Source organism: Lacrimispora sp., assembly GCF_046972725.1.
Lineage (GTDB): Bacteria > Bacillota > Clostridia > Lachnospirales > Lachnospiraceae > Lacrimispora.
In genome coordinates, this window is the sequence record NZ_JBKVXF010000001.1 from 1430743 (window position 1) to 1444415 (window position 13673).

Consider the following 13673-nt stretch of genomic DNA (forward strand, 5'->3'; position numbering starts at 1 on the left):
CGATATTCCCAACAGGCCCTTTATAAAATTAGCTTGTGCAGCTCTTTTACCGTATCTGCTCTCATAAATTTATCATAGGCTGCTTTATCAGCAAAGATGTCTGTCAGCTCCTTCAAGGCCTCCAGATGACTGTTGCCATCTGCACTAGCCAGTACAAAAAACAGATTGGCATATTTTTCTTCGGTAAAATAAACCTTTTCCTTTACTTTCAGCAATGACATGGACATGGTCCGGACACCGGCTTCCGGTCTTGCATGAGGAATTGCGATACCAGGAGAAAGTACGATATAAGGTCCTAAGTTTACAACAGATAAGATCATAGCTTCTGTGTAAGCCGGTTCGATACTCTTATCTTCCTCTAATGGTTCCGCCGCCAGACGAACCGCTTCCTGCCAGTTTGTTACAGAATCAACGATTCTGATCCTGTCTTCTGTCAGCAGGTCTTTTAACGTCTGTCGCCTTCCTGATCCATAATTAATTTTAACCCTGTTTATTTTAAAATATTCTTCTATTCTGTGGCGAAGATATTTCCTGTCCTCCAGACGGACAAACTCTTCCGACATCCTTGTGAAATCCGTTAAAAACCTCATAAGATCTTCATCTCTGGAAATCTTATGTTCGATCAGTTTTCTTATCCGGTCTTTGTCATACTCGGTCAGAAAGGTGTTTACCACAATTACAGGAATTCCCTGTATGTCAATTGGAATGGTGGATACGATCATATCCATATATTCCGAAAATCTGGTCAAATTCTGAAACAAGGAAGCAGTAAGGACCCGTGCACCCGGTATGAGATTCTGTATCTGTCCCTGAAGCAGCACACTGGTATCAGAATTTCCCCCATATACCACAAGAATATGAGGGGTCTGGACGGTGACACGCTTATTCTTTAACATCCCCCCCAGAAAATTAATGCTGAACAGGACACAGTCATCTTCTGTGATTGTTTCTCCAAGATCACTGATTACTTCTACCGACTTCCGGGTCAGTTCGATGATATGAATGTAATGTTTTTTTACCTCCTGGACTAAGGGATTGCATATCCGGAAACCATATTTTTTTCTTAGCAGAATGCACTTTAAGCTGAGGGTCACGTTCTTTTCCAATTCCTCCTTATTCTCAAAGAGCATTCCTACGTATGTTTCAAATCTTTGTACAATTTGAACCGCATAATTGATTAAGTTCTCTTCTTTTACATGAATGGAGACAATATCATCTCCCGTTTCTTCACAAACACATACAAGCATTCTGGTCAGGCACTCAGCCATCCCCTGTTTGCCTGCTTCAAAAGCCTGTTTTCCAAAAACAGCCTCTACCACCCCTGTCTGGTACAAAATGCTGCGGATCCGGCAGTTATAGGTATTCATCCGGTAATAATTCGGAATCATCTCCTCTGTGATCCAGTGGCCGAAACGAACTCTTTCAGACACCAGAGTACAGGAAACACCAAAGACGTAAATTGCCTCCCTGTTGGCAAAAAGGTCAAATTGCCTGGCAGCTGTGCCAAGCATCTGATTGATCGCTTCTATATCTTTTTCAGGAAACTCAAACAAAGACATTGCCATCTCATAATTTTGGGGATACAGTTCAGAAAAAACCTTTGAAGCCACCCATAAACTAAGCCGGTAGATATCATATTCTTTTCCCATCAGAGCATACCCGTGATTTCCTGCTGTATACCCTGCATGAAAGGTTTCTAAAATACGATTCACTTCGGCCAGATCCATAATGCAGGTATTCCTGCTGATGCGAAACCGCTCCATGATTTCATGCGTCGAAACATGCTTTTTTCGAATCAGCAGAACAATGATATAGATTCTTCTTTCTCCCGGGGAAAAATCAAACTCTTCACAACTCGCTTTCGATAGAATATTCTTTAATTTACTTTTTAACTCTCCTTTCCCTATGTAAAGCTCTCTCCGCTGTTGTGCCGGGTCTTCCTCCAGTTGATTTTCATTCAGCCAGACCTGACAGTTTTGTATAAGAAGATATGCTGCGCTTTTTGATATATCCAGGTATTGCATTACCTCGTGTACACCAATTGGCTCATCACTGTTTTTAGAGGCCTCAAGAATAACCCTCATTTGATAATTCAAACGCATAGTTTTCCTCTCCAAGGTCCAAGTCCAAAACATGGTCATGGATGTATTTTTGTACATTACATCTACAATAATGTTATATTCAAAACATTCGCTCGTCAATATTATTCCATTAATTTGTTCTTTCAACTCAAAATATGTATTTTATTATAGTTTAATAATTATTATAGGTTTATTTTTATATGTTTTGTTCAATTAATGATTTTATTTAACGGATTATGTCATTAGATGTCCAATTTTCAGGAATACCAGACTCCTTTATTGACAGTCTGGCCATGTAGGAAAAACAAACGGATAACTATAATTAATCCTTTGTTCACCGACTTTAAGCAGAAAGTACATTAATGTACTAATCCACCCGTTTTTGGAGACGATAGTTTATTATGGCATTAAACATACCATAATACAATCAGAAAGATGACATCTAAAGATTTGGGGAAAAGGAGAATTTATATGAAAATTTGTATTGACGGAAAAAACATTACAACCAAACAACTGACAGAGTGGAAGCGAAAACGCGTAAAAAAGGTATTGAAAGTATTAAACTATAAAAGTGCTGACATAAGAAATCTAAATAATATAAGTAAAAAGCTAGTTGAAATTAAAATGAGCTACTCCTATCAAGAAATGTATAAAAAATTGAAAACAAAATTGGAATTAAGTAAAATGATTATGGGAACAGGCGCTTATTTATCTGGAAATAAAAGAAGGTTTGCTCGAACAGAAATCTATCTAGACGGTATAACAGCGAAAAAGGCAGCAAAGGGCATCGAAGATCTGATGTTAAATCAATCAGCTAAAAACACCCGGGTGAATTTAGCTGCCTGCCCGGATCACTATGTATTAAGGCCTTTGGGGGAAAAAAATGTGGAAGTAATTGAGACAACCGGAAATTCTCCGTTACCGGTTCAGTTTTTTATTGTTTTTGACGATGAAACCGGGCTGCAAACACCCAGAGACCATTCTTATGAATACGAATCAACCGGTGTTGCCCGTCTGAAAGATGGCACCATCATCGGTGGGGTCCGCCACCAGATCAAAGATACAAAAACCGGGATAAAAGTTAAGCTTTCCGTGGAATTTCCCTCAATTACTCCTACAAGCATTATTCAATCACATCAAATGCATTTAGCATGTGAATTTTCTTATTGGTTACAATGGATCAAAAATCAAAAGGATATGGACCCAGAAGCCATGAATAAGAACTTTATATCATAAAGTCCAATCAGTATCTAGAGAGTCAAAGCCATGATAAAAAGAGCGATTTGCAGCGCGAACCCGATTACTGAAAGGGCGATGCAGGCAGGCATGGGGTTATGTGCTTTTGGGGATATGGAATGAACAATCAGTAACATCCCTGCAATGACACCAACCATCATACCTGTCAAACCGCTTAAGAACATCCCGGATATCAGCAAAAGACCAGAGAGAATATTGGCCCAGGACGGTACGGTCTTAAATGGGGTATATGGCTTTTTTGAATTAACATACACTCCGTCAACAGCCAAGTCTACTTTCGCACCTACTGCCGTAAGATGAAGGGTTTGTCCGTCTATTTCAAAAACATCATCAAACAGGCGTATATACCAGTTGGTGTTTTTTATTGCTGTTGCAGCACCATCAACGTATCTCTTTCCCTTAATAAAGCCTGGTTTAAAAGAAATTTCATGTTCCTTGCCATGAATGGTGACTTTCCATTTATTCTTCATTCCGTCCATCCTCCAATATGGTTTGATATCTTGTCAATTTATGCCGGCAGCAACAAGCTGCAGCTTTGATGCGGTCTCCCCGTTCAAATCTGCCGTATAGGAAAGACCTTCCGGTGACTGATCGTATAAAACCCTGTATAGAACACAGGCCGCAAGATACGTTCCGGCAGGAGACGGATGGGTCTTATCCTCATCCCATAACTCAATTTCCGGATAGAGTTTTGCACACCTCATAAATGCGATTCCGGCCGGTGCAAGCAGCGCATCCAGTTCGCCTGCTATATTCCGGTAATTCTCGGCAATCATGGTCTGCATCTCTTCTGTTGTCTTCTCCACATTCACACCTAAGAACTTGTGGGCAAATCCATCTTTATAAGCCCACGTCATGAGAAACACAGATTCTCCCTCTGCAGAACGTATCATTTCATCAAGAGTTCTTGCAGCCGGGTACATCAGGTCTTCTCCTCCCATGGTGGCGATTCCGCTCTGTTCCTGCAGGATCACATAATCCCAGGTGTAACTCTCCAGTGCCGCATATACCTGCGCTCCCACTTCATCGGTTTCGTCTGCAAAATACTGAAGCCGGTAGGAACCTTCCGTTAAATCATACACTTCCGGTTCAAATCCGCCGCTTTGACTCAAAAGGCCAAAGACCTCAGGCAGATCATTGATATAAGTCATACTATTACCAAGAAACAGTATGGTTGGACTGGTTTTTACCTCAGCCGGTCTTTTTAAGTGAAGCTCCTCATTAAAATCCATGACCGGAACATTCCCGCTTTTAAACAAATTGGAAATAAAGAAAACCAAAGCGCCATAGACCACACATACAAAAATAAGAATTCCTACCACAATCTTAACTATAATTGATTTTTTCATACTCCCCCCTCATAATCGAATCATTCAATTATTTATCGACTGTATGCGCCAAAATCATCGTTAAAATTTTGTGAAATTGTTTATTGTCTCTCCCAGTATTTCATTTTGACCTGTCATTTGCTTTTCCATGATGTGACAGCCTCATCCCGGATCCTTCCATAAACCGTCTGAAAGTCTATGGCGTTGTTTTTACAGATACGTCTTACACTTTCATATTCCGGATAACAAAACACCTTATCCTTAAAGGTACAGATCTTTACTTCCGCTTCGCCCCATTCTGTACTTACGGTTCTTTTCTCACGGTCCAGAATGGTTCTTTCAACAGAATGTCTCCTGACTCCAATGGTGGTAGTCTGAAGAAACAGGATTTCTTCCATAATACGTATGCACTCTTTTTTACATAAAACAGAAAGCATGTAGGCCGGACGCCCCTTTTTCATATAAACAGGTGTGTTCCATACATCTGCCGCACCTGCTTCCAGCAGGGATTCCATAGCAAAGCCTAGCATCTCTCCGCTGCAATCGTCAATGTTGGCTTCCAAAATCCACATTTCTTCATCCGTTGCTTCCTCTTCGAGAATCATGGCACGAAGGATATTGGCATGTTCAAAATCCTTTTTTCCTGCACCAAGCCCCGTTTTTAAGATCCTGAAGGAGGCAGGAAGCTCCTCACTTGTCCGTAAAGCTGCGGCAATGGCGGCACCGGTGGGCGTTACCATCTCTCCATTACTGTCTGTAAAGCGCAGCTTTAATCTGTATTTTGAGGCGATGTTTGCAGTGGCAGGAACCGGGACCGGAATGATCCCATGCTGGCATCTGACACTTCCAAAGCCTTCTGCCAAAGGAGATACCACAATATCCGTCACTCCCAGGTCGTCTATACAGACTGCAGTTCCGATAATATCCACAATGGAATCAATGGCCCCCACCTCATGAAAATGAACTTCAGAGACCGGAATCCCATGGGCCGTGGACTCCGCTTCTGCGACGATCTCAAACATCCGTTTTGCCATAGTCTTCACACGGTCATTGGAATCCAGACGGTCAATGATCTGATTGATGTCCTGTAAGTTGCGGTGAAGATGACCATGGGGGTGACTGTGGTGATCTCTTACCTGCTCATGACTGTGGGTGTGATTCTCTTTATGGTCATGACTATGACCGTGCTCCCCATCAGGAGCATCCTCCAGATGGACATGAAAATCAAAGGCATCGATTCCGCACTTCTTTGCTCTCCCAAAATGAAGATGATAGCCTCCGATGCCCAGGCTTTCAAGGGCTTTTAAAAGCACATCGCGGTCCGCACCCAAATCCAGAAGTGCCCCTACTGTCATATCTCCGCTAATGCCTGAATTACATTCCAAATACAGTATTTTATTCATTTTACCTCTCCGCCAGTCGATTGATTTGTGTTGCTGAATATCCTGCCCCGTACCCGTTGTCGATATTTACTACAGAGATCCCGTTGGCACAGGAATTGAGCATGGTAAGCAGTGCTGAGACCCCATGAAAGCTTGCGCCATATCCTACGGATGTGGGGACAGCAATGACCGGGCAGTCCGCAATGCCTGCGACCACTGTTCCCAAGGCCCCCTCCATTCCGGCGACGGCGATGATGCAGTTGGCCTTATAAAGCCGTTCTCTCTGGGCCAGAAGCCGGTGTATTCCGGCAACGCCCACATCAAAGACCCGGTCAACATAGCAGCCGAAATATTCCGCTGTCTGGGCTGCTTCTTCCGCTACCGGAATATCAGCCGTACCGCCGGTACACACCGATACCCAGCCCTTTCTTTCCTTTCCTGGCCGCTCTGCCTTTAATATTCTGGAAATCGGATCATAGGTCACCTCCGGTACAACCGCTTTTATCAGCTCATACTGTTCCTTTGACGCCCTGGTGCCAAAAACTTCTCCATCTCTTTCATATAATTTCTTATAGATCTCAACGAGATAGGGATCAGGCTTTCCCTGGCAGAACACCGTTTCCCCAAAACCGGAACGAAGCTCCCTGTGATGATCAAGCTTTGCATACCCAAGATCTTCATAGGGAAGATCTTTTAAAAGCCGTTCCGCTGCCTCTATGTCCATTTCTCCGGTCTTAACCAGATTCAGCATGTTTCTTACATCCATATTCCTCAACCTTTCCTGTATCAAAAAAGATACCAGAAGCAGTCATACGCATCCAATCGGAACGCCCATACCTTCCTGGTATCTGATTTCTTTTATCATTGCCGTTCTTATCCGTCACTTCACTGGTTCTTCCCATATAAGGACTCTGGCATTCTTTACCGGGCTTTTGATCTCCGGTGCGTTTTTTCTTCCGTTGAAATAACTGTAGGAACCGGCACAAAGCAATACAATGATCAAACAAAAGGAAATGAACATAATCTTGTTGTATACTTTCTTATCCTCCATACGGTTTCCCCTCTTTCCCTGTAATCTTTTTGCAGCACAGGTTCTGCATGGTTGTGCTTCTATTATACCTTTTGTTCCGTTAATCTTCAAGCAAAATCAATTAAAAGCGACAATCTGTTCGGATACGGTTTCTGCTTCTTTTGCGGATAAATATCCGCAGGCTTCCATTCTGGCAATCACCTTTTTCTGACGTTCCTGGGCAAGCCTTAAGTTTTTCGAAGGAGCATATTTTGACGGTGCGTTGGGGACACCTGCAAGGAGAGTGCTTTCATAATCGCTCATTTCCCCCGGAGCTTTTTTAAAATAGCCCTCACTGGCTTCTCCGACGCTGTAATACCCGTCTCCAAAATAAATACAGTTTACATATAATTCAAATATTTCATCTTTGGTATATTGCTTTTCCAGTTCAAGTGCCATAAAAACCTCCGCTGCCTTTCTGGTAAGTTCTTTTTCCTGGCCAAAGTACAGATTCTTTGCGAGCTGCTGGGTTATGGTGCTTCCGCCTTCCACATACCGTCCGGCCTGAATATCGTGCAGAACCGCCCGGCCTATGGCAATCAGGTCGATTCCATTATGTTTGAAAAACCGGTGGTCTTCCACCGATACCACTGCATTTACATAGACACCGGGTAAATCCTTAAAGGAAGTAAATCCTTTCTTCTCCCGTATGGCTTCCACCTGTTCCGTAAGGCTTTCTGTCTTAAGGGCCTGCCGGTAAAGCTCATAACCTTTATGCGCCACAGTGAATCCGGTCAATAGACAAACCATGACAAATAAAAACAATAATCTTCTTATTAATCTGCCAATTTTCATCCGTTCACTGCCTCCTTTTTATCATAGATCCATGTTACTAACCTGATTGTATCACAGACTCCCTTTAAAATCAGGAATAATTCCTTATATTTCCCTAAAATTTTCGAAATGTTTCTGACATTTTTTTACCAATTCTTACAAATACAGGTAATAAATATAAAGCAGGCAGCGAAATCGGCTGATTTCCGCTGCCTGCTCTGAACTTACCAGAATACCTTAGATTTAACTTTAGAAGTGAATTGCCGAAATAAGAATAGGATTTGTTGTCTCCTCCATGCAACAACAATATCACCAGTTTTAAGGTCTGACAATCCGCTTTGCGTTTTTTGCCTTTCATATTGCGTTTTTGTACATATTTTTACAAAAGCATAAAATTTATCTCTAAAAACTTCCGGTATATTTCCTCAAATTTCTTTTTTCTTCTGGTATTCACATAGAGGCACTCCCCGTTCTGCATCTCAATGACGTCTCCTTTTACATTTCTTACATACTGCATATTTATAATATTGTGACGGTTGATTCGTACAAACTGGTCTTTGGGAAGTTTCTTTTCCTCTTCGTCAAGCCTGGCCCTGATTCTCATTCTGCCGTTATCCACCACCACACTGGTTTTCCGGTAATAGGATTCCAGGAAAAGAATATCCCGGATATCAAGAACATAGGACTGACCGTTAAAAGAAACGGTATATTTTGTTTGTTTCAAGTTATTCCCCGTTCCATTAAGCAGAGTGATCACACTGTTTCTTCCTCTCTTTTTCACCTGTCTGATTATCTCCCCGCAGGAAACTGCTCCACCCTTTGGATAAATCACTATCATATCGTATACGGTGCAATCCAACGCAAAAAGAAGCTTCTCTTCCATGGAAAAATAATCAACCTTTAACAAAAGGTTCCCAATGCCGCTGATTTTTTCTTTTTTTAAAGCCGGCAGCTGTTTTTCGTTTGAAAAAAAAGCAATTTTCATCTCATATTTCCTCCATGATTCCATTTTTTATGGAATTTATCGCTTAGCAACTTATATAACGATTGAAAGGAATGGGTATAACGAAATGAATGAATGCGATTATAAGATGAATAATTACGGCATTTTTCCCCACACTAATTTCATACCAGCTTAAAACAGCCCTTGGAAGGAGAAATTCATATGAAATCAGAAAAGAAAGAAGAAAAAAAGGAATACAAGAAATCCACCACCGCAAAAAACAACTACGATGTTGACATTCAGGCCTGCTCTGCCATGGATTGTACCGGACTTATCCCGGCTACTCCGGAGACGGAAGAAGAGATGGAAGCATATCAGGACATCTATAACTATATTCCTCATGCAAAAGCAGTCCATAACGACGATTCAAAATAAGGAAACAACTAGAATTGGAAAACAAAAAATCCGCGGCGCCAAAATGTGATTACATTCCGGTTGCCGCGGATTTTATAAAATATGTATTTAACGAAGCCGGAACTTGCTCATCAATTCACTTAAATTCTCTGCCTGGCCAGAAAGCTCTTCACTTGCTGCAGCGCTTTCTTCAGCCGTAGCGGAATTACTCTGTACAACCGCTGAGATCTGCCCAATGCCTACAGTCACTTCATTGACCTTCTCACTCTGCTCTTTCAGTTCCTTTGCTGACTGTTCGATGGCAAGAACCATACTCTTTGTCTCAGCAAGTATGCCATTTAAGGATTCTCCTGTGGAAGCTGCAATATCCGTTCCTTTGCTGACTGCAGAAATGGTGTCTGCTACCAGGCTGGAAGTATCCTTTGCTGCATTTGCACTCTTTCCTGCAAGGTTTCTCACCTCATCTGCAACCACGGCAAAGCCTTTTCCTGCCTCACCTGCACGCGCTGCCTCAACGGCTGCATTCAGAGCAAGAATGTTGGTCTGGAATGCAATGTCTTCAATAAGCTTATTGACCTTTTCGATCTCCTTGGATTTCCTGCTGATCTGGTCCATGGATTCCATCATTTCATGCATTTTTTCATTGCCTTCTTCCATTGCTTTTCCTACGTGGCCTGCCTGTTTATTCATGCCTTCCACAGATCTGGCAGTATCCATGAGGCTGGCAGAAATCTCGTTGACAGAAGATGATAACTGCTCCACGGCTGCCGCCTGCTCCACAGCTCCCTGACTTAAGTTCTGTGCTCCCTGGGATACCTGGGCACTGCTCTTTGCCACCTCATCAGCAGAATTTTCTACGGTTTCCATGGTTTTGGAAAGCATTTCTTCCGTTCTTTGAATGGCCTGCTGGATCATTACATAATCACCTTTGAAATCTGTGATTTCTGAACGGCGGAAATCTCCGGAAGCGATCTTGTCTAATACGGTTATGATGGTATGATTGGTCTTTCTTACGCTCTCTACATAATTGGAGGCTTCTTCTGCCAGAACACCGATTTCATCGTTCCTCTTTACAACCGGAACCTCACTGAGTAAATCTCCTTCCGATAAGAGCTTCATTCGTTTTGCAATTTCTGAAATCGGACCTGCAATGGGTGCTGCAAAACGGAACGCAAGAAAGCATCCGGCTGCAACGGATACGGCTGCAAGAATGATCATGGCAAATATTACATTGTAAATGGATGTGGTCGTCTCTTTAATGGGAGCAACAACCCCCAGCGCCCATCCATCAGTACCGGTTACAGGGCTGTAATAGCAGTACCGCTTGACCCCCTGATAATCATAGGTTCCGATTCCGGTTTTTCCCGTCAGCATGGTCTGATACATCCGGGCCGATGATGCATAGGACTTATCCGTCTTGGCCATCTCAATAAAGTTCTGCCGTTCATTGACCAGCTCCGGAAAAATGCAGGCAATCATGGTACCGGTCTGATCGATCAGATATGCATTGCCGGTCTTTCCAATGCGGAGATCTTTGATTAAATCACTCAATACGGAACCATCATAGGTAGCGATTAAAATCCCCAGTTCATAGGGGGCAGCAACACGGATCTCCAGTTCATTATTGGCGTTTAATTCCGTGGTTGAAACAGCTGTAGTGCCGTTTAATGCCTTGTTAAAGTAATCCCGGTCGACATAGCTGTCTCCAATATGTTCGCCACTGGCGCTGCGGGTAACCACACCCTGCTGGTTGACAACTTCCAAATCCTTGTAACCGTAAAGCTGACACTGGTTGTTAAGATATTCCGTAACCACTCTTGAGTTAATGGACTTCAAGCTTCCGCCCTGGGTACTGGCTTCAATATTTGTCTTCATCTGGCCTAAGTTTTGTACTACCAGACTGTTTACCAGCTTGCCTGTGGATTCCAGGTCACTCTTTACAACATCCGTGATCCCCTTATAGCTGACGGAGATACTGATAATCATATTGGTGACAGCCAGTGCCAGAATAATGGAAATGATGAACATAAGCATCTTCATCTTCAGTGACTTCAAAGAAAGCAGCGAGCCAAACGATGCTCCCTTTTTACCTGTTTTTTTGTTTTTTTCTCCTTTCTCCACCTTGGCTTTTCTTTGAAACCATTTCTTTTCCCCCGATGTCTTCATAGTCTCGTGCTCCTTGTCTTTGGTAAATGTAAACCATTACATATTTTAGAATGCTTTAATTATTATACGCTATTTTGTAATATATTGTCAATGTTTCTATAAAATGGAAACAAAATTTAACATATCTCACAGTTGACAAAATTCGACACGGTAATACAAAAAGATACCCTTTTTATCAAATATCAAAAAGAGTATCTTTTTTATGAATTGTTTATTCAATTTTTAAAAGCGAATCGGTCATGAACAGAGTGAATTTTATCGTTACACGCCTGAATATGCAGAGAATCCTCCGTCGATGGGAAGAACAACGCCGGTAATAAAGCCTGCCGCCTGATTGTTTAAAAAGAACAGCAATGCTCCGTTTAATTCTTCTGCTTCCCCGAATCTTCCCATTGGTGTGGCAGCAAGAATCTTTTCCGTACGTTCGGTCGGAGAACCGTCCTCTTTAAAGAGCAGCTTCTCATTCTGCTGCGTAACAAAGAAACCGGGAGCAATGGCATTGACACGGATTCCCACCTTGGAGAAATGAACCGCCAGCCACTGGGTAAAGTTGCTGATGGCTGCCTTTGCCCCGCTGTAAGCCGGAATTTTTGTCAGTGGCGTAAAAGCATTCATGGAAGAAATATTTAAAATGCTGCAGCCTTCCCTTCCGATCATATCTTTTGCAAAGATCTGACAGGGCAGAAGGGTTCCAAGGAAATTTAAGTTAAATACAAATTCCACACCGGACTGGTCCAGATCAAAAAAGGATTTGACATCTGCTTCGATATCTCCCATTTCAAAGTATTCTTTATCGGTATTGGCTCTTGCATTGTTACCGCCGGCACCATTGATCAGAATATCACAGGGACCAAGCTCTGCCAGAACTCTTGCGTGAACTTCTTCCAGACTTCCCCGTTCCAGTACGTTTGCCTTATAGGCTCTGGCTGTAAGCCCTTCCTTTTCGATGGAATCCGCCACTTCCTTTGCTGCCGCCTCGTTTAAATCAAGAACTGCCACCTTTGCTCCTGCCTGTGCAAGTGTTTTGGCGAACATACCGCACAGAACACCGCCTGCTCCGGTTACCACTGCTACTTTACCGCTTAAATCTGTTCCAAATGTTAATGCCATGTGACTATCCTTCTTTCTCATTTGCTTGTTTTTTCAATTGCTTCCCAAAGTCCGTTTAGATAGGTTGCACCAAGGGCACGGTCATAAAGTCCGTAGCCTGCACGGCCGGTCTCTCCCCAGATCATACGTCCGTGATCCGGGCGTACATATCCGTCAAAGCCATTGTCATGAAGCGCCTTTAAGATGGCAAACATATCCAGGGAACCGCATTCTGATAAATGGGCACGTTCTTCAAAGCCCCTGTCACCATCTAAAACTGCTACATTTCTTGCATGTACGAAGTGGATACGTCCCATGGCGGCATATTTGCCTGCCATCTTTACCACGTCGTTTTTATTGGAGCAGCCGTAAGAACCGGTACAAAGAGTGATTCCGTTATGCGGATCATCCACCAGCTTTAAGAAACGGTCTACATTCTCTTCGCAGGTGATAATTCTTGGAAGTCCGAAGATGCTCCAGCATGGGTCATCGGCATGGATTGCCATATTCACATCACATTCTGCTGCCACAGGAATGACTTTCTCCAGAAAATACTTTAAGTTGTTCCAAAGATCTTCCTCTGTCATGGAGTTGTATTCACTTACTACCTGTTTCAGTTCTTCTCTTGTATAGCTGGCATCCCAGCCTGGTAAGGTTAAATCTCCATCGCTTTCCAGAGGATTTACTTTATCCACCTGATCCTGATAGTAGACAAGTGTGGTGGAACCATCTTCCAGCACATGGTCAAGCTGAGTTCTTGTCCAGTCAAATACAGGCATAAAGTTGTAGCAAACACATTTGATTCCTGCTTCAGCCACTCTTCTGATATTTTCGCAATAGTTGGCAATGAGCTGATCTCTGCCTGGCTTTCCTAATTTAATATCTTCATGGACCGGTATGCTTTCGATGACTTCAAACGCAAGGCCTGCTGCTTCTGTTTCTTTCTTTAAATGTGCAATGGTCTCCCTGCTCCACACATCGCCGACCGGAACGTCATAAACAGCGGTTACTATGGAATGCATGCCTGGAATCTGACGGATGTTCTGCAACGTAACCTTATCGTCATCTCCATACCATCTAAATGATAATTTCATAAAATACCTCCTTTTTTTCGGATCTTAAGTATGCATTTAGTATAAACAACTTTCAACCGGAATACCATGGATGAAT

General features: G+C 42.7%; 13 protein-coding genes. 2 read left to right on the forward strand and 11 right to left on the reverse strand.

All coding sequences use genetic code 11. The features are described 5' to 3' along the window. Positions 1-20 precede the first annotated feature (20 nt). Positions 21-2102, reverse strand: a complete 2082-nt coding sequence (locus ACLTWA_RS06780) for a BglG family transcription antiterminator (protein WP_412326845.1) — start codon at positions 2100-2102, stop codon at positions 21-23. A 450-nt stretch (positions 2103-2552) separates the two neighbouring features. Between ACLTWA_RS06780 and ACLTWA_RS06785 the strand changes: the two genes are divergently transcribed. Further along, a complete protein-coding gene (locus ACLTWA_RS06785; protein ID WP_412326846.1) occupies positions 2553-3317 on the forward strand; it encodes a hypothetical protein in 765 nt (254 codons plus the stop codon). 14 nt (positions 3318-3331) lie between these two features. Here the strand turns inward: ACLTWA_RS06785 and ACLTWA_RS06790 are convergent, their stop codons facing one another. The 7 genes from ACLTWA_RS06790 to ACLTWA_RS06820 all read right to left on the reverse strand — a co-directional run bounded on the left by ACLTWA_RS06790 (position 3332) and on the right by ACLTWA_RS06820 (position 8876). Continuing rightward, entirely contained in the window at positions 3332-3808 is a 477-nt protein-coding gene (locus ACLTWA_RS06790; RefSeq protein ID WP_412326847.1) for a hypothetical protein, read from the reverse strand. Positions 3809-3841: 33 nt separating this feature from the next. Continuing rightward, positions 3842-4687 carry a DUF4886 domain-containing protein gene (locus tag ACLTWA_RS06795; protein ID WP_412326848.1) on the reverse strand — a complete coding sequence of 282 codons (846 nt, stop codon included), beginning with the start codon at positions 4685-4687 and terminating at the stop codon, positions 3842-3844. A gap of 113 nt (positions 4688-4800) precedes the next feature. Continuing rightward, the gene (gene larC / locus ACLTWA_RS06800) at positions 4801-6069 is read right to left on the reverse strand and encodes a nickel pincer cofactor biosynthesis protein LarC (protein WP_412326849.1); all 1269 of its coding nucleotides are present in this window, start codon (positions 6067-6069) and stop codon (positions 4801-4803) included. Position 6070: 1 nt separating this feature from the next. Next, complete coding sequence (larB, locus tag ACLTWA_RS06805) at positions 6071-6814, reverse strand: nickel pincer cofactor biosynthesis protein LarB (protein WP_412326850.1); 744 nt, start codon at positions 6812-6814, stop codon at positions 6071-6073. Between the two features lie 114 nt (positions 6815-6928). Continuing rightward, entirely contained in the window at positions 6929-7099 is a 171-nt protein-coding gene (locus ACLTWA_RS06810; RefSeq protein ID WP_412326851.1) for a hypothetical protein, read from the reverse strand. A 96-nt stretch (positions 7100-7195) separates the two neighbouring features. After that, positions 7196-7912 (reverse strand): transglycosylase domain-containing protein, encoded by a 717-nt coding sequence (locus tag ACLTWA_RS06815; protein ID WP_412326852.1) that lies wholly within the window; start codon positions 7910-7912, stop codon positions 7196-7198. Positions 7913-8270: 358 nt separating this feature from the next. After that, positions 8271-8876: a LytR/AlgR family response regulator transcription factor gene (locus ACLTWA_RS06820; RefSeq protein ID WP_412326853.1), complete on the reverse strand. Its 606-nt coding sequence runs from the start codon at positions 8874-8876 to the stop codon at positions 8271-8273. Positions 8877-9056: 180 nt separating this feature from the next. On the opposite strand from ACLTWA_RS06820, the gene ACLTWA_RS06825 reads away from it, so the two are divergent. Next, positions 9057-9269, forward strand: a complete 213-nt coding sequence (locus tag ACLTWA_RS06825) for a hypothetical protein (protein ID WP_412326854.1) — start codon at positions 9057-9059, stop codon at positions 9267-9269. An 87-nt stretch (positions 9270-9356) separates the two neighbouring features. Here ACLTWA_RS06825 and ACLTWA_RS06830 read toward each other — a convergent pair whose 3' ends face one another. The 3 genes from ACLTWA_RS06830 to uxuA form a co-directional block, all read right to left on the reverse strand. After that, entirely contained in the window at positions 9357-11414 is a 2058-nt protein-coding gene (locus tag ACLTWA_RS06830) for a methyl-accepting chemotaxis protein (protein WP_412326855.1), read from the reverse strand. Between the two features lie 261 nt (positions 11415-11675). Next, a complete protein-coding gene (locus ACLTWA_RS06835; RefSeq protein WP_412326856.1) occupies positions 11676-12524 on the reverse strand; it encodes an SDR family oxidoreductase in 849 nt (282 codons plus the stop codon). 17 nt (positions 12525-12541) lie between these two features. Continuing rightward, entirely contained in the window at positions 12542-13597 is a 1056-nt protein-coding gene (uxuA, locus tag ACLTWA_RS06840; RefSeq protein ID WP_412326857.1) for a mannonate dehydratase, read from the reverse strand. Between the last annotated feature and the right edge of the window lie 76 nt (positions 13598-13673).

Bases quoted from the DNA above. Each gene is read 5' to 3' on its own strand.
- ACLTWA_RS06780 (WP_412326845.1), bottom strand. From the start codon at position 2,102: ATGCGTTTGAATTATCAAATGAGGGTTATTCTTGAGGCCTCTAAAAAC.
- ACLTWA_RS06785 (WP_412326846.1), top strand. From the start codon at position 2,553: ATGAAAATTTGTATTGACGGAAAAAACATTACAACCAAACAACTGACA.
- ACLTWA_RS06790 (WP_412326847.1), bottom strand. From the start codon at position 3,808: ATGAAGAATAAATGGAAAGTCACCATTCATGGCAAGGAACATGAAATT.
- ACLTWA_RS06795 (WP_412326848.1), bottom strand. From the start codon at position 4,687: ATGAAAAAATCAATTATAGTTAAGATTGTGGTAGGAATTCTTATTTTT.
- larC (WP_412326849.1), bottom strand. From the start codon at position 6,069: ATGAATAAAATACTGTATTTGGAATGTAATTCAGGCATTAGCGGAGAT.
- larB (WP_412326850.1), bottom strand. From the start codon at position 6,814: ATGGATGTAAGAAACATGCTGAATCTGGTTAAGACCGGAGAAATGGAC.
- ACLTWA_RS06810 (WP_412326851.1), bottom strand. From the start codon at position 7,099: ATGGAGGATAAGAAAGTATACAACAAGATTATGTTCATTTCCTTTTGT.
- ACLTWA_RS06815 (WP_412326852.1), bottom strand. From the start codon at position 7,912: ATGAAAATTGGCAGATTAATAAGAAGATTATTGTTTTTATTTGTCATG.
- ACLTWA_RS06820 (WP_412326853.1), bottom strand. From the start codon at position 8,876: ATGAAAATTGCTTTTTTTTCAAACGAAAAACAGCTGCCGGCTTTAAAA.
- ACLTWA_RS06825 (WP_412326854.1), top strand. From the start codon at position 9,057: ATGAAATCAGAAAAGAAAGAAGAAAAAAAGGAATACAAGAAATCCACC.
- ACLTWA_RS06830 (WP_412326855.1), bottom strand. From the start codon at position 11,414: ATGAAGACATCGGGGGAAAAGAAATGGTTTCAAAGAAAAGCCAAGGTG.
- ACLTWA_RS06835 (WP_412326856.1), bottom strand. From the start codon at position 12,524: ATGGCATTAACATTTGGAACAGATTTAAGCGGTAAAGTAGCAGTGGTA.
- uxuA (WP_412326857.1), bottom strand. From the start codon at position 13,597: ATGAAATTATCATTTAGATGGTATGGAGATGACGATAAGGTTACGTTG.